Here is a 24,047-nt window from a genome sequence, read left to right as displayed (position 1 = left end):
GATGAAAAAATATAACGAAAAAACAGAAGTTCTCGAGAAAATAGCAGACAGCATCACATCATGGATCGGATCTATCCAGTCTCTGGTTGTACATACGCTCTTATTTCTTACCTCGTTTTTGCTTCCGATGCTGAATATTGTTGATTTTGATAAAATGCTTCTTATTCTGACGACGGTACTTTCACTGGAAGCTATTTATCTGGCAATTTTCATTCAGATGTCTGTGAATAAAAGCCACGAGAAAATTGAAGATATCCAGGAAGATATCGAAGACATTCAGGAAGATATTGAGGAAATCAGCGAGGATATTGAAGAAATCAGCGAAGACATTGAAGAGATCAACGAGGATATAGAAGATATCCAGGAAGACATTGAGGAAATCAGCGAAGATATCGAAGAAATTAATGAAGACGAAGATGAAGAAGACCACAATGAAAGAGCGAAAAATGTAATGCTCAAGAGTAATGTCAGCTCAAACAAGAACGAAATTAAAGCGTTAAAAGATATTATCTCTCAATTGCAGAATGAAATAGACCAATTGAAAAAAGATGATAAACTGCCAGAGGAATAATGACAATTAAAATATAAACAGATCAATATATTGGTCTGTTTTTTTATGAGTTAATTTCTCCTGTAAATGATTTGCGGAAAATGTAATAATAAGAAAAAAATGTTGTGAATCTACCTGTCTAATTATAAAATAGTAATGTTAAAGGCTGATTTAGTATAATTATTTTTGCTACATTTGAACAAATGAAAACAAAATGTTAATCTATAGACTAAAAAACTATTTTTTCCTTTTTTCTTTTTTATTGATTTCTGTTTCTGCATTTTCTCAAACGAGGCCTGTCAGAAAATCAGAAAAGATAAAACCTTCTGCTGCAGCTCTCAGAGCCGGAGCATTCATTGATGTGAATGTACCTCCTTATACGCCTTCAAACTATACGCCGGAGCAGTTGGTAAAGAATATTTTGATCAATGGCGGTACCAACTGTACAACAGCCAATGTGACCAACGTTACTGTGTCTCCTAATCATGAAGTAGGCAACAGCAACAGATTCTGGGGCTATTTTCATAAAGGAACAACCAATTTTCCTTTTACCGACGGAATTGTCCTTACTACAGGATACGCTTCAGAAGCCGGTAATAGCTATGTATCAGCTGTAGGACAATCAGTAGGAACAGGAAGTGATGCGGATCTTGTAGCCGCTACCGGAGCTACCGTTAGCTTAACGGATGCCGTAGCACTTGAATTTGATTTCGTTCCGAACTCCAATCAGGTGAAATTTAATTATATATTCGTTTCGGATGAATATACTTCCGACTATCCTTGTGACGGGTATTCCGATGCCTTTGCCCTTTTGCTGAAAAAAGTAGGAGATCCTACTTATACCAATCTGGCTGTACTACCGGGAGGTGCAGGACCTGTAAGCGCAACCAACATCGTTCCTGCAGGAAACGGATTTAGCTGCGGGCCTATCAACGCTAATTATTTCGGGGCTTTGGCCAATCCGCATCTGGTCATTAATTACTATGGAAGAACAACACCTCTGACAGCTGTTGCAGATGTAATTCCTGGGCAGACCTATCATTTCAAAATGGTATTGGCTGATGCAAAAGACCCTTCTCATGACTCTGCGGTCTTCCTGGAAGGAGGTTCTTTTGATGTGGGAATTAAAATTGTTGATGAAGCTGGAGTGGTGTTACCAGGTACCATCAACATGTGTGATAATACCCCGAAACAGTTAAAAGCACAGGTAGCAGCAATTCCGGGAATGACTTATCAGTGGTACAAAGACGGAGTGGCCATTCCAGGGGCAACCAGTGCTGTGTATGTAGCTACCCAACCGGGAGTTTATACTGTAAAAGTAATGGTTCCGGGGAATCAGTGTCCTGGTGAAGCTACTATTACCATTATTGGAGGAACAAGTCCTACTGTGCAAAATGCTGAACTTAAACTCTGTACAACCCCTGCAATTACCAGCTTTAATCTGGAAACAGCAAAACCGCTGATCAGTACAACGCAGGGAGCGGTATTCCGTTTTTATGTCAATCAGGCTGATGCGCAGGCTCAAAATAACAGCTACATCACCAATCTTACCAATTATACAGGAACAGATGGACAGGTATTATATGTACTGGTTTCCAATGGAGCTTTCTGTAGTAAAATTGCAACATTAACCTTAAGAAAAGAAGAAACACCAACGGCTTTACTTACCGCACCAAGATTGAAAATCTGTGCCGGAGAATCCGTTTTGCTTACAGCTACCGGGGGTGTGACCTATGAATGGAGTGATTCAGCAGCCGCTACCGGAGGAATCAGAACAGTAAGCCCAACTCAGACCACCACTTATACCGTATATGCTATCGGAGCACAGGGATGTAAATCTCTTCAGCCGGCACGTATTACCATTGAAGTAGTACCTGCTATTGTTTCAAATTTAAAAGGCGGCCATATCTGCCAGGGTGATAAAATTGTTCTGGATGCAGGTTCAGGTCCCGGATATACATATCAATGGAGCTCTGGTGAAACAAGTCAGAGTATTACCGTAGCTACTCCCGGGGAATATTCGGTAACGATCAGTAACGGAGTTTGCTCCAAAGAGTTCAAAACTCAGGTTATCAAAGCCGTAATCCCTGAAGTGATAAAAGTGGATTATAATGAGAGTGGAACAATGATCATTACAACCAGCAATCCAAGTAATGGTATCCTGGAATATTCTGTAGACAATGGCGTTACCTGGCAGTCTTCCAATGTATTTAATAATGTCCCTAAAAATAAAATCATTTCAATCAGAGTGAGAGTTAAATTTACAAGCTGTGTAGGCTTCCTTGAATTTTTTACATTCGTGATGAAAAATGTGATTACTCCAAACGGTGATAATATTAATGATACGATTGATTTCAGCGGGGTAGTTAATTACAAAGATTTCAGCGGTCAGGTTTTCGACCGATATGGAAGGGAAGTGTTCAAAGCAGCGAAGATCAATCCATATTGGGACGGATATTTCCAGGGCAAAAAGCTTCCTACATCTACCTACTGGTACCAGGTAACCTTCGAAGATCCTGCAAGTAAGGAGCTTACTGTAAAAACAGGATGGATATTACTTAAAAATATAGAATAATTTAAACGATAAGTGAAAGACTGACTATTTCGTCAGTCTTTTTTTATTATTTTAAAATAAACAGAGTTGATATTCTAATATAAATAAATTTGCGTTAGTAATAATGTAAATTGAGTTAACTTGAATTTCAATTAAAAAAAATAGTATTTTTGTTTAAAATAATATAAAATGTTAAATAGGAGGAGAGGAAATTTATTTTTAGCGTTATTTTTAGCTTTCATGGGAAACTTTATTTTGGCTCAAAATAGAGGAAGGGTAGAAATAGCAACAAAACCTACTGCTGCTTCTTTGAGAGCAGGTGCTTTTATAGATGTGAATGCACCAAGTTATCCGGAATCCGGCTATCCTATAACCCAGCTGATTAATGATGTTCTTATATCAGGAGGTTCCACCTGTACCAGCTCAACAGTAAGTAACGTAACTGTTTCCCCCAACCTGGCTGCTACCAATCAGAACCGAAGCTGGGGATATTTTAATAAATCAAATACCAATTTTCCTTTCAGCAAAGGGATTATCCTTTCTACCGGATATGCCAATAAAGCAGGGAACACGCTTCAGGGAACTTTAAGTGATGATCTTGGAACCGGAGGTGATATAGATCTTGCGAATGCTTTAGGGATTGCTAACAATAACCTAACCAATGCAACATCTATAGAGTTTGACTTTGTAGCTGCTTCTACTGAAATTACGTTCAGGTATTTATTTGCTTCTAAAGAATATCAGCAAAACTTTCCATGTACGATCACAGATGGTTTTGCATTGCTGTTAAAAAAATCAACAGATCCTACTTATACCAATCTTGCAGTGCTTCCGGGAGGAGCAGGACCTGTAAGTGTAACGAATATCCACCCGCAATATCAAAACTGCGGGCCTAAAAATGAAGCGTATTACGGAGGAACCAATACCGCTCAGATTGAAACCAATTTTAATGGACGTACCATTCCTCTTACTGCAAAAGCAACCGTCGTTCCCGGGCAAACCTATCATTTTAAAATTGTGCTTGCGGATTATCAGGATCCCAACTTTGATTCAGCAGTATTTCTGGAAGCAGGATCATTTGATATCGGGGTGAAAATCCTTGATCCGGCTGGTGTGCAGCTTCCTGACTCTGTCAATATGTGTGATAATACACCTCAGACTTTTACCGCTTCTGTTCAGGGACCTAATATTACCTACCAGTGGTATTTAGGAACCAATGCCATTCCGGGTGCTACCAATGCCAGTTATACCGCTACACAACCAGGTGTATATACCGTTAAGGTTTTCATCCAGGGAAATACCTGTCCGGGAGAAGCTACTATTACAGTAGTGGGCGGAACATCTCCTACAGTGCAGAATGCGACATTAACGGCCTGTTATGCAGCCGGAAATGCAACTTTTAATTTAACATCAGCACAAGCTTCAATAAGCACCACACCGGGAGCTGTGTTTACCTACTATACTACACTGGCGGATGCCAATGCAGGAAATGCAAACACAATTCCTAATCCAACAGCTCATCAGAGTGCAGGAGGAACGGTGTATGTAAGAGTGGCAAATGGTTTCTGTGCAAAAGTGGCACAACTCCAACTGGTAAAAGCTCCACAAATGGTGCCTACCATTGCCCCTCCTGCAGTGCTTACCTGTAACAACTCCCAGACTACGCTGGATGCATCAGCCTCCGTTTATCCGGCAGGAGCTACATTCAACTGGACAACTACAGGAGGAAATATTGTTTCAGGAGGAACTACTTTAAATCCTGTCATTAATGCGGCAGGAACCTACACTTTAACCATTACAAAAGTTTATCAGCCTGGAAATATCAGTTGTACAGCGGTAGGAACCGTAACTGTAACAGGAAACAGTGCTCCTCCGGTTACCGGGCTTACAGCAAGTAAAATAAAAATATGTAAAGGAGATTCTGCAACCCTTACTGCTTCAGGTGGTGCTACCTATAACTGGGGTAATGGCCTTACAGGAAATGGAAGTACACAAGTTGTTTCTCCAACTGTTACCACTACTTATACTGTAACAGCAGTAGGCGCAAATGGATGTGTCTCTCAAAACCCAGCAACCATAACGATAGAAGTATCAGAGCCTTTCACAGCGCAAAATGCAATACTTCATAAATGTTATCAGCCAGGATTAACTTATAATCTTACGGAAGCTCAGCCTCAGATTACAACTACTACAGGCGTTACTTTTACCTACTATATCAATCAGGCTGATGCTAACGCTGCTAATGGAAACTTTATTGCAACACCTACAACATATACACCTCCAGGAGGAAGCCAGACTATTTATGTGTTAGTAAGCAATGGAGGTTGTAGCTATGTTGTGTCTCTACAATTATTAAGTACGGCTCAAACTACTCTTACTATTGCTGCACCACCAACAATTACCTGTACAACTCCTCAGGTTACTATTAATGCTTCGACATCTGTTGTACCTGCAGGATCTACCATTGCATGGACAACCACCGGAGGTACTATTGTCTCAGGAGGTAATACACTTACTCCTGTCGTAAGCGCTGGTGGAACATATACTTTAACAGTTACCAATGTATCACAACCAGGAAATCTGAGCTGTACATTTACTTCCACAGTAAACGTTCAGGAAGATAAAGTACAACCGGTTGCTGCATTAGTTTCGTCTCAACCTCGTATTTGTGTTGGAGAATCAGTAACATTGACTGCTTCCGGAGGGGTAACCTATAACTGGGGCAATGGTCTTACAGGAAATGGAAATACTCAGGTAGTTTCACCTACTACAACTACGGTGTATACAGTATTTGCTGTTGGAGCAAATGGATGTATTTCTGCAACGCCGGCATCAGTTACTGTTCAGGTAGGTCCGCCAATTGCAGGCCTTACCGCATCTAAATTAAAAATCTGTGAGGGTGAATCTGTGACATTAACTGCCACAGGAGGAATTACGTACAACTGGGTAGGTCTTACCGGAAACGGAAACACACAGGTTGTAACTCCTACAGTAACAACAGAATATTCAGTATATGCATTGGGAGGAAACGGATGTAGCTCTGTGAATCCGGCTAAAGTTACCATTGAAGTAGTTCCGGCCATCGTTTCTACATTAAAAGATGTATTTGTCTGTGCCGGAGATAAAGGAACTCTGGATGCAGGGGCAGGGCCTAACTATACTTATGTATGGAGTACAGGAGCAACGACTCAAACGATAACGACTAATATTCCCGGGACTTATTCTGTGATAATCAGCAATGGGGTTTGTTCCAAAACTTTCTCTGCACAGCTTATCAATCCGGATTTACCGCAGTTTACCAATATTGTTTATGATAACCATATTCTTACACTTACAGCAAGTAATCCTACAGGTGGAACGTTGGAATATTCTATAGATGGAGGGCTGACATGGCAGGCATCTAATGTATTTACAGGTATTTTAAATAATACGATGTATTCTGTAATGGTAAGAGTGAAAGGTGCCAAATGCGGTACTTCACTGGATTACTTTACATTTATTATCAGCAATGCCATTACCCCTAATATGGATGGGGTAAATGATACCATCGACTTTACCGGAATAAGCGGATACAAAGACTTCGCAGCTTCTATTTTCGACAGATACGGAGCCGAAGTATTCAAAGCAAGCAAAGGTAATGTTATATGGACAGGATCTTTAAAAGGAATTAATCTTCCTACAGCTACTTATTGGTATAGGGTACAATGGGAAAATCCGGCAAGCAAAAAAATGGAACAGCGCTCTGGTTGGATTCTCTTAAAGAATAGAAACTAAATATTGATCAGAATAAAAAATTAACAAGGAAATCTTTCAGTAATGAAAGATTTTCTTGTTTTTAAGAATAAATAGTATTGCGTTTCGTGAATTATTTGAAATAGGAGAGAAATATGGTAAAATATTTTGTAATACAATGCTACCACACCATTTATGATTTGTTCGAATAGGGATTGATTAATGAAAATTTACTGTAAGAGGTTCTTATTTTGTTTTTTTAGCGTAAAAAATATAAATATGTATATGATATATTTAAAAAAAAATTAAATTTGTTGAAACAAAAATATTATGAGAAGATATCTACCGCTTTGTTTATTTTTTTTAGTCATCTCGACTTTTTTATTTTCACAAGATCTGCCACCGCGAAAACACGCAAAAGAAATTCCTTCCAATCTATCCAGAAGAGCTGGTGCTTTTATTGATGTAAACGCTCCGCAGTATCCTGAAACCGCTTATACCATTGAAAAAATGGTTAAAGATGTATTGATTTCCTCCGGAACCAATACCTGTCTTACTCCCAATGTAACCAATGTGAAGATTACGCCTAACCACGCTCCAAGTGAGGCAGACAGAGCATGGGGATATTTTCATAAGGCTGCAACCAATTTCCCGTTTAAAGATGGACTTATTCTTTCCACAGGATATGCAAGAAGAGCTGGTAACACCTTTGAAGGTGGCCTTAGTGATGTCAACGGTGGAGGATCAGATGCTGATCTTGCGCAGGTAATTGGAGTAGTGGAAAGTAGATTGAATGATGCCGTTCTTTTGGAGTTTGACTTCGTTCCAACAACTTCTCAGATTAAATTTAATTATCTGATTGCCTCAGAAGAATATACAGGTTCATTCCCTTGTACCTTTGCAGATGCATTTGCCATCTTGTTGAGACCTACTTCAGGTGGGCCTTATGTAAATATGGCAGTACTTCCGGGAGGAGCAGGACCTGTAAGTATTACCAATATTCACCCTGCCATTGCAGGTAGCTGTGGTGCTGTAAACGAACAATATTTTGCAGGATATAACACCGGGAACGTTGAAACCAATTTTAACGGGAGAACGATTCCATTAACTGCTACAGCAACAGTAGTAGCAGGACAGCAGTATCACTTCAAAATGGTAATTGCCGATTACAGTGACCATAGTTATGACTCTGCGGTATTCCTTGAAGGAGGATCTTTCAATATCGGGGTAGATCTTTTAGATCCTGCAGGAACCAAATTACCTTCAGATATCAATGTATGTGATAATGAACCTCAGGTAATTACAGCTTCTGTAAATGACCCTAACCTTGTATATCAGTGGTTCTATAACGGTGCACCAGTACCTAATGCCACGACTAATACAATTACTGCAATACAACCGGGTACCTATACTATTGAAGTAAGTGTTCCTGGTAATCCATGTCCGGGTAAAGCTTCCATACAGATTCACGGAGGAACTACCCCTCTGGCTCAGGATGCAACATTGCTGCTTTGTACCACACCGGATATTACTACTTTTGATTTAAGTACAATTATGCCTACCATCAGCCCAACGCCTGGAGCTATCTTTAAATTCTACGAAAATCAGGCGGATGCTGTTGCACAGAATGGGAATTATATTCAGACTCCTTTAAATTATAATGGTAATGATGGTCAGATTCTGTATGTTGTTGTTTCCAATGGAGGATTCTGTAGCAAAACAGTTGAACTGACATTACAGAAAGAGGCAACGCCAACTGCTAAATTAAAATCTTCCAGAATAAAAATCTGTCCGGGAGAATCTGTAACCCTTACTGCTGAAGGTGGAGATACTTATCTTTGGAGTAATTTCATGGGAACAGGAAATATGCAGACTGTTACTCTCTATCAAACCACAACTTTTACAGTATATGCGCTTGGAGCAAAAGGATGTAAATCTCTGAATCCGGCAACAATTAGAATTGAAGTTACACCAGAAATTACCTCTACATTAAAAGATGTAGAAATGTGTGTAGGCGATATTGTAACGCTTGATGCAGGAGCTGGCGATGGGTACAAATATCTTTGGAGTACAGGGGCTACAACGCAGAAAATTAATGTAGACCAATGGGGTATTTACTCAGTGGAAATTGATAATGGAATCTGTAAGAAAGTTTTTGAAGCTAAAGTAATGGGCGCTGCAACTCCTTTTGTTACCGCTTTAAATTATGAAAGTATCAAAAAGTCAGTAACGGTTACAGCTGAAAATCCGCCAATGAACAATACACCAAGTACTTTGGAATATTCTATAGACAACGGCATTACATGGCAGGCTTCCAATGTATTTACTAATCTTTTAGATAATACAAACTATACTGTTTTGGTAAGAAGGGTAGGAACACATTGTGTGGGATCTCTTGAATTCTTTACATTGCAGATCAACAATATCATTACACCGAACGAAGATGGAATTAACGATGTGCTGGATCTTAAAGCTCTTGGAGACTTTAAAAACTTTACCGGTTCTATATATGACAGATATGGAGTGGAAATGTTCAGGTTCTCAAAAGAAAATCCTGTCTGGGACGGAACAGTAGGTGGTAAGAGACTTCCTACAGCAACATACTGGTATAAGTTCAACTTTGAGTATCCAAAATCAAAAGCTCAGATGAACTGGTCAGGATGGATCATGCTGAAAAACAGAAATTAAAATTGATAATGTACTATAAAAGAAAGCCTTTCGGATTTATTCGAAAGGCTTTCTACTTTTAACGGATTAAGGTTATTGTACTTTATACAACAAAAAAGCTCCTGATAGAGGAGCTTTATAACAATTGTCTTATTGATTTTCTTTCCAGAGATTGGCAAAGTGTATAAAATCTGCAACACTAAGTTCTTCGGCTCTCTTGTCTAAAAATTCATGTCCTTTTAAGGCTTCAGGAATGTTTAGCATCTTTAAAGCATTAGACAGCTTTTTTCTTCTCTGGTTGAACCCTGTTTTTACGATCTGCTTAAACAGAACCTCATTGCCTGCAAGTCCTTCCTTAGGGTTTCTTGTAAGTCTGATGACTCCCGATTTTACTTTTGGCGGAGGATTGAAGACGTTCTCATGTACCGTAAACATATAAGATACATCATAATAAGCCTGTATCAGAACAGAAAGAATACCGTAATCTTTAGTTCGTGGAACAGCAGCCGTTCTTTCAGCAACCTCTTTCTGGAACATTCCCACCATTTCCGGGATCAGTTGGTAATGATCTACAATCTGAAACAAAATCTGTGACGAGATATTATAAGGGAAATTACCAATAATAGCAATCTGATCGTCTTTGATAAAACTGAAATCCTGTTTCAGGAAATCTCCTACAAAAGTTTCTTCAGTTACTTTCGAATAATTGTTTTTCAGATATTCGATAGACTCCGTATCTATTTCAGCAAGGTAAATGTTCTGATCCTTTTCAAGAAGATATTTGGTAAGAACTCCCATTCCGGGACCTACTTCCATGATGTTGGTATAGTTCTCAAAACTAAGACCTTCTACGATTTTTCTTGCGATGTTTTCATCTGTCAGGAAGTGCTGTCCAAGATGTTTTTTTGCTTTTACACTCAAAGTTTTTTATGATTTTATTAACAGTGATTTTCTTTATTTCGTCCCAAATTTCGGAAGATTTTTTCTATTTTAGCCAAAAATTTTAATATTAATGGCTAAATCTGTAGATGAATTTAATAAGAAAAGGCTTCGGTCCAGCAATATTACAGTAGTGATAAGTATTGCCTTAGTGTTATTTTTGTTAGGATTAATGGGGCTTATTCTGATTAATGCCCAGAAGTATTCTGACTATATCAAAGAACAGTTGGTGGTGAACGCCTACTTTGATGAAAACTATGACGCTAAAGATTCTGTAAAAATTGCAAAACTTGAGGAAGAAACTTTTAAAAAGGTACAGTTATTAGCTCCTGTAAAAAAAGCGACTTATATTTCAAGAGATATGGCAGCTAAAGAAGCCAAAAAGACTATGGGAATCGACAGTGATGCATTGTTCGAAGAAAATATTTTCCCTTCCTCTATTGAAGTAGCTTTAAAACCGGAATTCGTAGATCCTGCAAAAATTGATGAAGCCATCAAAGAGATCAAATCTGTTCCGGGAATTATCGATGTTAAAAATGACAGTACTTTAATGGTAGATGTCTACAATAACCTGAGCAGAATTCTGAAATGGATTTTAGGATTTTCAGTACTGTTCCTGATATTGGCAGTTGTATTAATCAACAACTCTATCCGTCTGAAAATATTCTCAAAGAGATTTATTATTAAAACGATGCAGCTTGTAGGAGCGAAAAGAAGATTTATCCTTAAACCATTCATCGTGGAAGCTATTATTTTAGGAGCTATTGGTTCTGTAATAGGTCTTCTTGCGTTAGGTGGAGTTTGGTACTATTTCACAAGCCAGATTGGTTCAGCTTTCGTACAGGACAACAACCAATATTTCTGGTTGGTTATCCTGGTACTTGGAGTAGGAATTTTTATTTCTGTCTTAAGTACAATTTTCGCTACATGGAGATTCTTAAAATCAAACGTTGACGATTTATATTACTCTTAATAATGAGCAAAAAAACAAATAAATTTTCCGCTTCAGACTTTGGACATGAAGCTGAAGTACCACAGGAAAACGCTTTCTATTTCGGACAGCAGAATTTCAAATGGATGCTGATCGGACTAGCATTTATTGTCGTAGGATTTCTACTGATGATGGGGCCCGATGCCAATACTGTAGATGGGAAATTTGATCCTAACTCATGGAATGACGATATCTTTTCTATCCGAAGAATCAGAATAGCACCTCTGTTTGTTGTTATAGGATTTGTCATTGAAGTGTACGCGATCTTAAAAAGAAAATAAATAAATTTTTATATTTTGAGATTAAGAGATTAAGAAATTGAGAATCATGTATTCTGAGTTTCCGGATCTCTTAATCTTTTAATTTTTTAAAGGAATATGGATTTAATCAAAGCAATTATTATTGCCATTGTAGAAGGATTGACGGAATATCTTCCGATTTCCTCTACAGCACATATGGGATTTACCGCAAATCTTATGGGGTTGGAAGAAACAGAATTTTTAAAGATGTTTCAGGTTTCTATTCAGTTTGGAGCTATTTTATCGGTGGTCGTAGCCTACTGGAAAAAGTTTTTTGATTTAAATAATATTCAGTTTTATTTTAAACTTGCATTTGCAGTAGTTCCGGCTTTGGTGTTAGGCTATTTGTTTGATGATAAAATTGAAGCCGTTCTTGGAAATCAGATTGCTATTTCTTCCGTATTGGTTTTAGGGGGTGTTGTTTTGCTGTTTGCCGATAAATGGTTTAAGAATCCTAAGATCGATGATGAAAAAGGAATTACCATAAGAAATGCTGTTACCATTGGTTTCTGGCAGTGTCTTGCAATGATGCCGGGAACTAGCCGTAGTGCTGCTTCCATCATTGGGGGAATGGCACAAGGTCTTACCAGAAAGGCTGCTGCAGAATTTTCTTTCTTCCTTGCAGTTCCTACCATGCTTGCGGTAACTGTATATTCTGTTTTTGTAAAAACCTGGGGAAAAGAAACGGCAAATCCTCAGAAAGGATATGAAATGATCATGGCTTCTCAGGATCACATTATGATCTTCGTTGTAGGAAATATTGTAGCATTTATTGTGGCGCTTATTGCCATTAAAGCATTTATTGGAGTGCTTAATAAATATGGATTTAAACCTTGGGGCTGGTATCGTATTTTTGTTGGAGTTGCCCTGTTGATTTATTTTTATTTCTTTAAATAAGAAATCTTTTATACCCATTCATGACTGCTGAAGAACTGAAATCAGGATACATTTTTTTATTGGATAAGCCTTTGGACTGGACTTCCTTCCAGGCTGTCAATAAAATGAAATATAAACTTAAAAGGGAGTTTGATCTTCCTAAGAAATTTAAAATCGGACACGCCGGAACTTTAGATCCCAGGGCAACTGGGCTTCTTATTGTTTGTTGTGGAAAATTTACAAAGAAAATTCCTGAGATCCAGGATGCTCCCAAAGAATATTGGACAGAGATCAAGATCGGTGTACAGACAGAATCCTATGATACTGAAAAACCTGAAATTCTTCAACAGGATATCTCACATATTACTGAAGAACTGGTAAAAGAAGTGCTGGAAAAATTCGTTGGAGAAATTGAACAGAAACCACCTGTTTATTCGGCCATTAAAATTGATGGTGAAAGAGCTTACAACCTTGCCAGAGCTGGTGAAGAAGTGGAAATGAAAGCAAGAAAAACAACGATCCATTACATCAGGGATGTAAAAATCGATTTTCCTTTGGTGAGTTTTATGGTAGGATGTTCAAAAGGAACTTACATCAGAAGCCTTGCACATGATATCGGCCAGGAATTGGGAGTAGGAGCTTATCTGACACAACTGAGACGTACCAGAATTGGTGACTATGCCATTGAAGATGCTACAGATCAGTTTCTGAATAACGAGTACAGATTCGAAGGTCTGTAAAAATTAAACCAGCAATTCTCAGGGTATTGAAAATAATACTTTATCAGGAAATATTGATTATGATATTACTTTCATAAGGATATCATTTTCTTCCTAACTTTGCATCAGGAAATACTGAAAATATAAGTTTCCTATTCAAAAAGATTAAGCCAAAAAGGAAGAATTGTTTTTTGAATCACATAAACTGAAAGATGGGATGATGAGTTTTCATAGACTTAAGCTAGGGAAATCCAGATTTCAGCAATAAAAATTATATCGGCTACGGAAAAGACAAATGGAAAAAACGCGTATCAATAAATATTTATCAGAAGTAGGATACTGTTCTAGGAGAGCAGCAGATAAGCTTTTGGAAGAAGGAAGGATCAAGATAAACGGGAAAATTCCTGAGTTAGGGACGAAAGTTTCTGATGAAGATCTGGTAGAAGTAGACGGAAAAGCGATCAGAGAACCTCAGGAAAAACCGGTGTATATCGTTTTTAATAAACCGGTAGGAATCGTTTGTACTACGGATACAAAACGTGAAAAAAATAATATCGTTGATTATATCAACCATCCCAAAAGAATTTTTCCTATCGGAAGATTGGATAAACCAAGTGAAGGACTTATTTTCTTAACGAGTGACGGAGATATCGTAAATAAAATTCTTAGAGCGCGGAATAACCACGAGAAAGAATATCTTGTTCGTGTAGACAAACCTATCACTCCAAGATTTTTGGAAAAAATGCGAAACGGTGTTCCAATTCTTGATACCGTGACTAAAAAATGTGAGGTAGAAAAGATTGATGAAATGAATTTCAGAATTGTTCTTACTCAGGGGCTCAACAGACAGATCCGAAGAATGTGTGAATATCTTGGATACGAAGTAAAAAAACTCAAGAGAATCCGTATCATGAATATCAAACTTGATTTGCCTATCGGGAAATGGAGAGATATGACGGATGAGGAACTGAATACGCTCAACTCCTTGCTGGCAGATTCCAGTAAAACAATTGATTAAAAATATCTAAAATACTTTAACGGGTTTTAATTTCATGCTTCCTTTTTTAATTATTGGAAGCATTATTTTTTAATGTTATTTATTGTTTTTCACGTATTGGTGTAATATGTTTTGTTTTTCAATGAAAATGCTTTATATTTATAATACTAACAATAATAACCTGAAAATCATGAAATTAAATCTCAGTTCAGTTCTATTATGTATTACTTTGATAGTAGTAAGTTGTCAAAATGATAATCATTATCCGGATCATCCGCATGATTCTTCGTTTTACATTGATTACAGAAGTTTAAAAGGATTACCAGACGGAATCGCCGTTATTGAACTCGATCCTGAAGCCCCCAATTTTGGAAATATCAGCAGCAAACTTGAATTGGGCATTGGTGTACTGCCGCATCATATTTATTACAATCAGAATGCCAATAAAATGTTCACGACTGCTTTGGGTGGCAGCTATCTCTACGAAGTAAAAACCGGGGAAGACCAAAACGGACAACCCATATTATTGAACGCAACTCCTGTAGATACGGGTGAAAATACGGTAGGAGAAAATTTATTTTTTACCAATGACGGAAGATATTTTATGACCTTTATGGGTGGGGCAGGAGGCCCAAAAGATGGTAGTATAGGTGTTTTTAATGCGGCTAATAATCAGCTTATCAAAACGATTAAAGCACCTATTCAAGCTAATCCCAATAAGTTCATCATGTATCCGCACGGCATTTCCATCAATGAGGAAAAAGGATTGATGATGGTATCATCCACTATTCATCCTGATCTTACTACCGGAATGGGCAATACCTGTACTTTACTAGATCTCAATACTTACGAAATAAAGGAAACCTATCAGGTTGCAGACTCTCCAGCTGATTTATCTGCTCCAGTAGAAGTATTGCTATTGCGCGGAAAGTTTCCGCAATATGCACTTGCTACAACGATGCTTGGCGGAGATATCTGGATTGCTCCCTATAATACTACAACCAAAAAATATGATGCCTTTACCAAGATTTTTGATGGAAGTACAAAAGGTTTAGGCTGGGCACTCGAAATGTATATTGATGATACCAACAAATTGTATGTGAGTTTTGCAGAACCTGGAAAAGTACTTGTCTTTGATATTAACAATCTTCCTCAATTAAAGCTTTTGAAGACTCTTGATGCTGACAAAGGAGCACATCATATGGCTTTCTTTAAAACCAAATCAGGAAAAGATGTTGTGGCAGTACAGAATAATTTATTGGATCTTCCCAACTTAAATTCCGGTACGATCAGTATCATTGATATTAATACAGAAAAGAAAATAGGTACAGTAGATTTACGTAATAAATACGGAATATTACCTGAGTCCATTGAAGGGACTAATGGGCCAAGCAACTATATGCATCACTAAAATTATTTTACAGGATATAACTCTTCCGGAATGTTATTTTGGAAGAGTTTTAGCCTGTTTCAGGTTTCATGTTATTTTACATATAATTTCATTCTTTCTTCATACTCAGGTTTCAGTTTTAAAAGTTTCCATATTTTTTTATCATCAGGATTACTGGTCCGGTAGAATATGATTTTGTCTGCTGAATATTTGAAATAAGGATGATTTTTAAGCCATTCCTCTGGTGCATTTACTAATGAGTATCGGGGAACATCTGATGTATTTAAGGGGGCTATTGAAATCAGTTTCTGAACCAGATCCTGATCGATGTTGTAAGTGGTTAAAATTTGCTGCTTATTCATAAACCCTCCCAGTTTCTTTCTAAAACCAATGATTGAGCCTGCACTTCTTTCATCCAGTCCGAATTCAATAAGCTGTTTGAAAGTAATGGTATTAAGATCTGTTTTTGAAAAATCTGTTTTTTCCTGTTGTTTTTCCTGAAGTCTGATATAAGGTTTCATCTCCTGAAACTTCTCAGCAGAAATCACAAAACATTTCTGCAGATCTTCTAAGCTTTTAAAGCTTCCCCGTAAATTTCTGTCCCGGTAATTAATGATCGTGATTGCTTGCTTTTCTGAAAACCCCAGTGCTATCCACTCATCTGGGCCAAGCTGATTAGGATCAAACGGATGATATTGAATTTTTGATCTTACAGGATTATCTTTTCCGGAATTCCTGAAGTTTTCCGGAGTTTTTGCCGGAAGCAAAAGATACGGTTCAAGTTTGCTGTAATTCTCCGACGAAATGATAAAACATTCTTTAAATTTTTCTTTACTGATAAAACTTCCGCCAAGATAATTTTTATACTTTATAATGGCTTCTGCCTGTTTTTCGCTAAAGCCCATTGTAAACCAGTCATTGGCAGAAAACTGATCAGGATTGAATTTTCCTGAAATCATAATTTCTTTCTTCCCGTACGGAGAGAATCTTTTGGAATCTCCTTTTTCTGCTGTTTCAGGAAGTAAAATGAAAGAGGACAGTACACTGAATTTCTCACTGGAAATAGCATAACATTTTTTCAACTGCTCTTTCGAAGTAAACTTTCCTCCAACAATATCTTTATACTTCAGAATGGTTGCTGTTTGTTTCTCTGAAAATCCAAGTTTCTGCCATTGTTCTTTGTCCAGTGTATTGGGATCAAAATCTGATAGATTTGCTGGTATTGAAGCATCTGAAATAAACGTCACCTTGGGAAAAGGTTCTTTTTCACGGCTGGTATATTTCTGATAGGCCAATAAAACAGTCAGCAAGGTGACCATCAACGCCAATTTCCGGTAATAGTTTTTTCTCATCATTTAGTAAACTTATTGATAAAAATACAGCGTGTCAATAGCTGATAATGAAATGGTTAAATATGATATAGAGAAAGCCTTTTATTGCGCATAAGCTTATAGTAATATTGTCTTTTCGGTGATATAATTTCGTAATTGAAATGAGAGTTCAATTTTTATACTTGTTTGTATTTAATATGTCAGGATCTGTAGTTGGGTGTAGATATTTTTGAATCATAATGAACCAATTCTAATACATTGTAAAGAAGAATTAATTATTAATAGTATTATTTACGTAAAGCTGTAATATGTTGATTTTCATGTGTTAAAAAGCATTACATTCGTGCAGTTTTAATGATTAATAACTAAAAAACAACACAAGGATGAGAAAACTTTATCTCAGTGCATTTACTTTATGCACGGTCTTGGGCCTATCTGCTCAGGAAACTCTCTGGCAAAAGGATATCAGGTCCGGAACACAGGACTTTCTAAGCCAGATCACTACAACCATTGATCAGCAATACCTTATTACCGGAAGTTCTATACAGTCTAAAAGCCAACAGCCAGCAGCCAGCAGCCAAAAGCAAAACAACGGCTATGATTTTCATTTGATTAAACTTGACCAGCAAGGGAAAGAATCCTGGGAAAAATACTTCGCAGGACAAAATCATGATTATCTGTCTGCTACTGTTACCACGCAGGATGGCGGATTTCTCCTGGCTGGAACATCTTATTCCGGAAAAGGATTAGACAAAAAAGAGGATTCCAAAGGAGGCTCAGATATTTGGTTAGTTAGAATCAATGAATTTGGTGATGAACTATGGCAAAAAACCTTGGGTAGCTCTTCTGATGAAGAAGCAAGAGCTGTCATTCAAACTACAGATTTAGGATTCTTTGTTGCAGGTAATGTACAAAATTCATCAAAAGGCTATGGTTCCAAAGATGTTTTAATTATAAAATTGGATAAAGACGGAAAAGAACTCACCCAATTAATTTTAGGTGGAAAAGGCTTAGATGAAGTGGAGAAAATGATTCCAACGAAAGATGGAGGAGCATTATTGGGAATTTATTCGAGAAGTTCCGAGGTTCGTGTTTCGGGTTCTGAACAAGATTCCGGGATGCGAGGTGAGGGTTCTGCATTAAACGTTCAAAACTCGAATCCCGTATCCCGAAACTCGAAACAAACTGAAAATTTCGGAGAAGGTGATTACTGGATTGTCAAATTAGACAAAAACGGAAAAGTAGAATGGGAAAAGAACTTCGGAGGCAAAGGAGATGATCATTTGAGAACCCTGGCTTTAACTTCCACTGGTTTTATCATTGGTGGAGAATCCAGATCAGAAAGATCAGGAAACAAAACGGTAGGCATTGAAGAAGGAACAGATCTTTGGCTGATTGCTCTCAATGAAAGAGGGGATGAACAATGGCAGAAATCTTACAATTTTAAAAACCGTGATATCCTGATGGGAATGAGTGTTCTTCATTCAGCAGATGACAAATCTTCAAAAGGAATTTTATTGGGTGGTTATACGCAGGCAGAAGGAAGAGTAGAAACCGATGACGAAACTTTCTGGATGTTATACTTAGATCAAAATGGCAATGAGCAGTGGAGAAAACACGTAAAGGGAGAATCCAGACAAAAAGAAGAAAGACTTTCAGACTTAAAGCTGAACAGAGACGGATCAATTATTCTGGCAGGAACCAGTGCTGAAGAATTGGGTAAAGAAAACTGGAAAATTGTAAAATTGGGAGACAAGCAGATTGATCAGCTGATTGAAAAATACGATATCAAAATCTATCCAAACCCTGTTTCTGATTATACTTACATAGAAATCGGTTTCGACTTCAAGGATGCTGATATTCTTTTGTATGATATGAGTGGAAGACAGCTACAAAGTATAAAAACCAAAAACAAAGTTACTAAGATCAATACCCAGGTTTTGGTGCAGGGTGCTTATCTGGTGACGATAAAAACGGATAATAATAAAACAGCGAATGCAAAGCTGATTAAGAAATAAAAAACATTAATCATGAAGAAAAACTATAAAATACCTTTATTTCTGTTACTATTATTTGGTATCAGAATATTTGCTCAATTTGGCAATTTAACTAATATTGTTCCTACAACTCCTGAAATGTCAGGATTGGTAAAAAGGGTTGATATTCCAGTTAATTATTCATCGGGAGCAATAAACTATCCTTTGAATATTTATACCCTAAAAGTAAGTGGTTTTGAAATTCCAATTACATTGAATTATACTTCCACAGGATTTAAACCTGGCGAAAATGCGTCTAATATTGGATTGGGATGGGATTTGGAAGTGGGTGGAAAGATATCTCATAAAGTGAATGGACTGGATGATCTTCATTCACTAAAAGAGTATTCTGTCTTTCCAAATGGATTTCCTGTTGATCACCCTGTAAAAGTTGACTTTGTAAATCCTGGAGCTGTTAACTATCCTGAATATGCACTTTTAAGAGATCATTCCAATTCAAGATTAGAAGCACAAGGCACCTTTATGCGAAACCCTGTAAGTGGTATAGATACAGAACCTGATATTTTTCATTTTTCATATCCCGGGAAAAGCAGTAAGTTCTTCCTTGATAAGGACTTTAATGGAAAGCAGATGCCTGCAGGGAAAGAAAAAATAAAATTTGATGGAACTAAATTTACTATAACTGATATTCAAGGTAATATTTATGAATATGCTGTTCAGGATGATATTACCCTACAGTCAGATATGGTATTATTGAGCGGGTTTTATCCCTATAGTGGAGGCAATCTGATCTATAACAATTACTATTTATCCAAAATTCAAACTAAAACTGATATTATTGAGTTTCTGTATAATTACGTTGACTATGCCTATGATAATCCAAACTCTTATATGAAAGGAAGTACCAAAGATCTATATGACATTCCAACGGACTACTATTCAAGTTCCTTTGAAGTTAAATATTTGTCCAAGGTAACAAAGCATACTCTTCCTTTATTGAGCGAGATTAGGGTGAATGCAAAAACAAGAGTTTCCTTTGAATACAAAAGCACTCCCAGGACAGATGTAAAAAATAACTTTACAAGAAAGATTGCAGCACTTGATAAAATAAAAGTTCAGGATGGAGGAAACAGCTATACGGCTGTATTTGATCAGTCTTATTTTCAGCCAGCCAATGGGGATATTAATGATCGTACTGCTTGGCTTAAACTAAATTCCGTTAAAATCAATGACCAGCAATATTCATTCAAATATTATGAAGACTCATTAATACCAAATAAAGATACTGATAGCAAAGACTTTTGGGGATATTACAGCCAGAATGGAGAAGGAAGGTATAATGTAAAGGATTTTAAGACCTATTATTATTTGGGAGGTAAGAAACCTAGTCTAACCAATACTCAAACAACATTACTAAAGGAAATTATTTATCCTACAAAGGGCAGCGAGGAGTTTGTTTATGAAAATAATACTTATGATGAACCAAATTATACAGAATATGGTACAAATATTATCAATATTGGTATTTATTATAGTTATGAAGAGTCTAATAATGGTGAATTTTATAAAACGGAAAACTTTCAAATAACTAGGAAAACCAAGTTCCAATTGTTCTATAATATCCCTTATCAACCCGGAGGAGCTACCGCAGATGCACAAGTTTCTTATAATTTGATAAATACATCGACAAATACACTTGTATCATTTCCTCCAATGTCCGGAAAGGGAGAAACTGAGTTAACGCTAGATCAAGGTTCCTATTCACTGAGCATGTTTGCCAAGGGGCTTCCTGATCCTTATGTTCAGCTGTATGCAGAAGAAGCGATAGTGACGGGTTCAGGACGAAAAAATCTGGAAGTTGGAGGAATTAGGATTGCGAAAATAATTTCAAAAGACACTAATGGCAGTACCCTTTTTTCTAAGAGTATTAGTTATGATAATGAAAGCGGTATTTCAACAGGAAAGATCTACGATTATCCCATCGCCTATGAATTAGAGCATGGATATAGTTTTAAATATGATCCAAGTGTCTGTAAAGTACTTGATAAATATTTTTCCTTGGCCAAATATTACAGTACAGCAATTAGTGATATACTAGGCTATAACGGGTGTACGGTATTTTACTCTAAAGCTACGGAAAGTACTATTAGTAATGGTAATGATAACGGAAAAACGGTTTATTCATTTTATGATGAAGACGATGGAAAGCTATATTATGATACACCATATCTTTTATTCAATGATAATTCATGGAAAAGAGGATTTATAAAGAAGCAGGAGATCTTTGAAAGAGGAAATACAGTTCCTATTAAAACGATAACAAATAGTTATTCATTTATTCAAACCCCAACAACCCAGCAAATAGAATCAGGGTTAGATTTTTCGGCTCCAACACAACCCAATGAATTCCACAAAATGAGCTATCAATTTTTTGTCACAAGTCCGGAATATTACCTTGGCTGTGGAATGGTCATGAAAAATCCTGCTGCAAATTTTGATTTTTATGGAAAAAAACTGGTATCTGCCCAAGTGAATAAAGACAGGGAAATTATAGAAGAAAATATAAATGGAAAATTGCTGAGAACAGAAACTGAATATTTTTATGATAATCCCTTACATATTCAGCCTACCTCAAAAAAAATAACTTTCCCAGACAAGTCTGTTGAGGAAACAACCTTTAAGTATGCCGATGAGCTAGGGAATCTGTATTTGATTAACAAAAATATAATAGGTGTTCCTTTGGAAACAACTGTTGTTAAAAAAATAAATTCAACAGATATAGGAAAAACTATCTCCAAACTTTCAATTCTTTATCCAAACTCTGATATAGAGGCCAATAATAAAACATCAGGATTGGCATTACCTATGAGTGTATCTAGGCTAAATATCCAAAATAATACCCTATCCACAGAGTTGACTTACGATCAATACGATTCTAAAGGGAATTTGCAGCAATATACCACAAAAAATGGTCTTTCAACCGTGATTGTCTGGGGTTACAATCAGACCCAGCCCATTGCAAAGATTGAGGGAGCTAAATTATCAGATATTTCGCAGTCATTAATGGATTCTATTGTTACAGCTTCCAACACAGATGCTATAGCAGCTCCTAACAATGATGAAACAACCTTCTTATCAGTATTGAACACCTTCAGATCTAACTCTGCATTATCCGGTTATCAGATTACCACTTACACTTATGATCCTTTAGTAGGAGTAAGAAGCATCACACCACCATCCGGAATCAGGGAAAGCTATGTTTACGACTCTGCTAACAGACTTCAGAAAGTGATCGATGTGAATGGCAAAGTGTTGAAGGAAATGAAATACAACTATAAAAACTAAAACTGATGAAAAAATTGATAATACCAATAGGAGCGTTGCTCTTATCCAATATAACTTATGCCCAGCTTTCCACGATTTCAAGCAATGAAAACTATATTCAGACCAAAACGTATCTGGATTATAATGGTACCACAGCTACAAAATCCTCAGAATCTGTACAGTATTTTGACGGACTGGGAAGGGCAAAACAGATTGTTAACATAGCTGCATCACCACTGGGACGGGATGTGGTTACTCATATTGAATATGACGCGTTCGGAAGACAGGTCAAAGATTATCTTCCTGTTCCCCAACTTTCCACAAGCAATGGAAACTATTATTCAGGACCTTTGGGTGTTTATCCTACAACCTACGGTAATGAAAAGATCTATTCTGAAAAAGTTTTGGAAAGCTCACCATTGGATCGGATTCTGGAGCAGAAACAGGTAGGTAATGACTGGAACGGAAAATCTGTAAAGTTTAGCTATGACACCAACGGATTTAATGAAGTCTATCAGTTTACCACGAGCACAAGCTGGGTAGATGGAGCTACAAAAAGTGTAGTGAGCTTATCGCCTGCCACCATTTATGCCCCCAACCAATTGTATAAAAACTCTGTCAAAGATGAGGATGATAATGAAACCATAGAGTTTAAAAACGGTAGAGGACAGGTTGTATTAGTAAGAAAAGTCATGAGCCCTGCAGAACATGTGGATACCTATTATGTTTATAATGAATATGATCAGCTGGCTTTTGTTATTCCTCCTCTGGCTGTTCATAAGTCTATTACGGATGATCTACTCAATACCTTATGCTATCAGTACCGTTATGACGGCAGGGGAAGACTTGTGGAAAAAAAGCTTCCCGGCAAAGGCTGGGAGTTTATGGTATATGATAAAGCCGACAGGCTGATGCTTAGCCAGGATGCCAATATGAAAGGATCTGGAAAATGGCTGATGACCAAGTATGACCAGTGGGGAAGAGTTGCCTATACAGGCATATTCAGTTCAAATGACAGTAGGGCGACAATACAGGATCAGATCAAGGATTTGGTTATTTATGATGCGCGCCATTCTACAGGTTTTGTAAGGAATGGAATCAATATTTATTATACCGCTGTCTATTTTACCCCTGAAAGTATTTTGTCGGTTAATTATTACGACTCTTATCCTGCCTACAGTTTTAATCCGGCATTTCCTTCAACAATTCAGGGAGAACCAGTATTGACAGACACTCATACAGCTGATGGAAGAAGTACCAAAGGACTACCTGTAATGAGTTTTGTAAAGAATATTGAGGATGACAACTGGACCAGGAATTATACCTATTATGATCAGAAAGGAAGAGCTATTGGCAGTCATTCTGTGAATCATTTGGGAGGCTATACCCGCACAGAATCCAAACTTGATTTTGCAGGAATCACGAAACAGACTGTAACAAGGCATAAGAGACTGAGTACGGATACCGAAAGGGTCATCACAGAAACCTTTGATTATGACAGTCAGAACCGCTTGGTTACCCATAAACATAAGATTGATAATAATGCTGAAGAAATCCTGGCTCAGAATACCTATAATGAAATTTCCCAGGTTACGAATAAAAAAGTAGGAGGAGTTACGGCTTCTTCTCCGCTTCAGCAGATAGATTACCAATATAATATCCGTGGGTGGCTGACCCAGAT

At 37.2% G+C, this 24,047-nt stretch carries 15 protein-coding genes; 13 read left to right on the top strand and 2 right to left on the bottom strand.

Annotation, left to right across the window (positions count from 1 at the left end; translation table 11 throughout):
* Position 1 precedes the first annotated feature (1 nt).
* The 4 genes from DDF69_RS12940 (at position 2) to DDF69_RS12925 (ending at position 9,524) form a co-directional block, all read left to right on the top strand.
* On the top strand, positions 2 to 571 hold the full coding sequence (locus tag DDF69_RS12940) for a DUF1003 domain-containing protein (RefSeq protein WP_114821152.1): 570 nt from the start codon (positions 2 to 4) through the stop codon (positions 569 to 571).
* Between the two features lie 193 nt (positions 572 to 764).
* On the top strand, positions 765 to 3,125 hold the full coding sequence (locus DDF69_RS12935) for a choice-of-anchor L domain-containing protein (RefSeq protein WP_114821151.1): 2,361 nt from the start codon (positions 765 to 767) through the stop codon (positions 3,123 to 3,125).
* Between the two features lie 168 nt (positions 3,126 to 3,293).
* Positions 3,294 to 6,878 (top strand): choice-of-anchor L domain-containing protein, encoded by a 3,585-nt coding sequence (locus tag DDF69_RS12930; RefSeq protein ID WP_114821150.1) that lies wholly within the window; start codon positions 3,294 to 3,296, stop codon positions 6,876 to 6,878.
* A 288-nt stretch (positions 6,879 to 7,166) separates the two neighbouring features.
* A complete protein-coding gene (locus tag DDF69_RS12925; protein WP_114821149.1) occupies positions 7,167 to 9,524 on the top strand; it encodes a choice-of-anchor L domain-containing protein in 2,358 nt (785 codons plus the stop codon).
* 129 nt (positions 9,525 to 9,653) lie between these two features.
* On the opposite strand, the gene rsmA is transcribed toward DDF69_RS12925, so the two are convergent.
* A complete protein-coding gene (gene rsmA, locus DDF69_RS12920) occupies positions 9,654 to 10,424 on the bottom strand; it encodes a 16S rRNA (adenine(1518)-N(6)/adenine(1519)-N(6))-dimethyltransferase RsmA (RefSeq protein WP_114821148.1) in 771 nt (256 codons plus the stop codon).
* 91 nt (positions 10,425 to 10,515) lie between these two features.
* On the opposite strand from rsmA, the gene DDF69_RS12915 reads away from it, so the two are divergent.
* The 6 genes from DDF69_RS12915 (at position 10,516) to DDF69_RS12890 (ending at position 15,735) form a co-directional block, all read left to right on the top strand.
* Positions 10,516 to 11,415 (top strand): cell division protein FtsX, encoded by a 900-nt coding sequence (locus DDF69_RS12915; RefSeq protein ID WP_114821147.1) that lies wholly within the window; start codon positions 10,516 to 10,518, stop codon positions 11,413 to 11,415.
* A 2-nt stretch (positions 11,416 to 11,417) separates the two neighbouring features.
* Entirely contained in the window at positions 11,418 to 11,714 is a 297-nt protein-coding gene (locus DDF69_RS12910) for a DUF3098 domain-containing protein (protein WP_079241025.1), read from the top strand.
* Between the two features lie 96 nt (positions 11,715 to 11,810).
* The gene (locus DDF69_RS12905) at positions 11,811 to 12,629 is read left to right on the top strand and encodes an undecaprenyl-diphosphate phosphatase (protein ID WP_034695326.1); all 819 of its coding nucleotides are present in this window, start codon (positions 11,811 to 11,813) and stop codon (positions 12,627 to 12,629) included.
* Positions 12,630 to 12,649: 20 nt separating this feature from the next.
* A complete protein-coding gene (gene truB / locus DDF69_RS12900) occupies positions 12,650 to 13,348 on the top strand; it encodes a tRNA pseudouridine(55) synthase TruB (RefSeq protein WP_114821146.1) in 699 nt (232 codons plus the stop codon).
* A gap of 274 nt (positions 13,349 to 13,622) precedes the next feature.
* Positions 13,623 to 14,345 carry a 23S rRNA pseudouridine(2604) synthase RluF gene (gene rluF / locus DDF69_RS12895; RefSeq protein ID WP_114821145.1) on the top strand — a complete coding sequence of 241 codons (723 nt, stop codon included), beginning with the start codon at positions 13,623 to 13,625 and terminating at the stop codon, positions 14,343 to 14,345.
* A 169-nt stretch (positions 14,346 to 14,514) separates the two neighbouring features.
* Positions 14,515 to 15,735, top strand: a complete 1,221-nt coding sequence (locus DDF69_RS12890; RefSeq protein WP_162800929.1) for a YncE family protein — start codon at positions 14,515 to 14,517, stop codon at positions 15,733 to 15,735.
* A gap of 71 nt (positions 15,736 to 15,806) precedes the next feature.
* Here the strand turns inward: DDF69_RS12890 and DDF69_RS12885 are convergent, their stop codons facing one another.
* Entirely contained in the window at positions 15,807 to 17,069 is a 1,263-nt protein-coding gene (locus DDF69_RS12885; RefSeq protein WP_114821143.1) for a helix-hairpin-helix domain-containing protein, read from the bottom strand.
* 359 nt (positions 17,070 to 17,428) lie between these two features.
* Between DDF69_RS12885 and DDF69_RS12880 the strand changes: the two genes are divergently transcribed.
* From DDF69_RS12880 to DDF69_RS12870, 3 genes are all read left to right on the top strand, one after another.
* Positions 17,429 to 19,063: a T9SS type A sorting domain-containing protein gene (locus DDF69_RS12880; RefSeq protein ID WP_114821142.1), complete on the top strand. Its 1,635-nt coding sequence runs from the start codon at positions 17,429 to 17,431 to the stop codon at positions 19,061 to 19,063.
* 12 nt (positions 19,064 to 19,075) lie between these two features.
* On the top strand, positions 19,076 to 22,387 hold the full coding sequence (locus tag DDF69_RS12875) for a hypothetical protein (RefSeq protein ID WP_114821141.1): 3,312 nt from the start codon (positions 19,076 to 19,078) through the stop codon (positions 22,385 to 22,387).
* 5 nt (positions 22,388 to 22,392) lie between these two features.
* The coding region (locus DDF69_RS12870) for a DUF6443 domain-containing protein (RefSeq protein ID WP_228411988.1) at positions 22,393 to 24,047 on the top strand (1,655 nt) is incomplete at its 3' end.

The organism is Chryseobacterium sp. KLBC 52 (assembly GCF_003347605.1).
Classification (GTDB): Bacteria; Bacteroidota; Bacteroidia; order Flavobacteriales; family Weeksellaceae; genus Chryseobacterium.
This window is presented reverse-complemented; position numbering and strand designations above follow the sequence as displayed.

Excerpts from the sequence above, each read along its gene's own strand:
- DDF69_RS12930 (WP_114821150.1), top strand. The coding sequence starts at position 3,294 with ATGTTAAATAGGAGGAGAGGAAATTTATTTTTAGCGTTATTTTTAGCT.
- truB (WP_114821146.1), top strand. The coding sequence starts at position 12,650 with ATGACTGCTGAAGAACTGAAATCAGGATACATTTTTTTATTGGATAAG.
- DDF69_RS12910 (WP_079241025.1), top strand. The coding sequence starts at position 11,418 with ATGAGCAAAAAAACAAATAAATTTTCCGCTTCAGACTTTGGACATGAA.
- DDF69_RS12940 (WP_114821152.1), top strand. The coding sequence starts at position 2 with ATGAAAAAATATAACGAAAAAACAGAAGTTCTCGAGAAAATAGCAGAC.
- DDF69_RS12905 (WP_034695326.1), top strand. The coding sequence starts at position 11,811 with ATGGATTTAATCAAAGCAATTATTATTGCCATTGTAGAAGGATTGACG.
- DDF69_RS12935 (WP_114821151.1), top strand. The coding sequence starts at position 765 with ATGTTAATCTATAGACTAAAAAACTATTTTTTCCTTTTTTCTTTTTTA.
- DDF69_RS12890 (WP_162800929.1), top strand. The coding sequence starts at position 14,515 with ATGAAATTAAATCTCAGTTCAGTTCTATTATGTATTACTTTGATAGTA.
- DDF69_RS12875 (WP_114821141.1), top strand. The coding sequence starts at position 19,076 with ATGAAGAAAAACTATAAAATACCTTTATTTCTGTTACTATTATTTGGT.
- DDF69_RS12925 (WP_114821149.1), top strand. The coding sequence starts at position 7,167 with ATGAGAAGATATCTACCGCTTTGTTTATTTTTTTTAGTCATCTCGACT.
- DDF69_RS12880 (WP_114821142.1), top strand. The coding sequence starts at position 17,429 with ATGAGAAAACTTTATCTCAGTGCATTTACTTTATGCACGGTCTTGGGC.
- DDF69_RS12915 (WP_114821147.1), top strand. The coding sequence starts at position 10,516 with ATGGCTAAATCTGTAGATGAATTTAATAAGAAAAGGCTTCGGTCCAGC.
- rluF (WP_114821145.1), top strand. The coding sequence starts at position 13,623 with ATGGAAAAAACGCGTATCAATAAATATTTATCAGAAGTAGGATACTGT.
- DDF69_RS12885 (WP_114821143.1), bottom strand. The coding sequence starts at position 17,069 with ATGATGAGAAAAAACTATTACCGGAAATTGGCGTTGATGGTCACCTTG.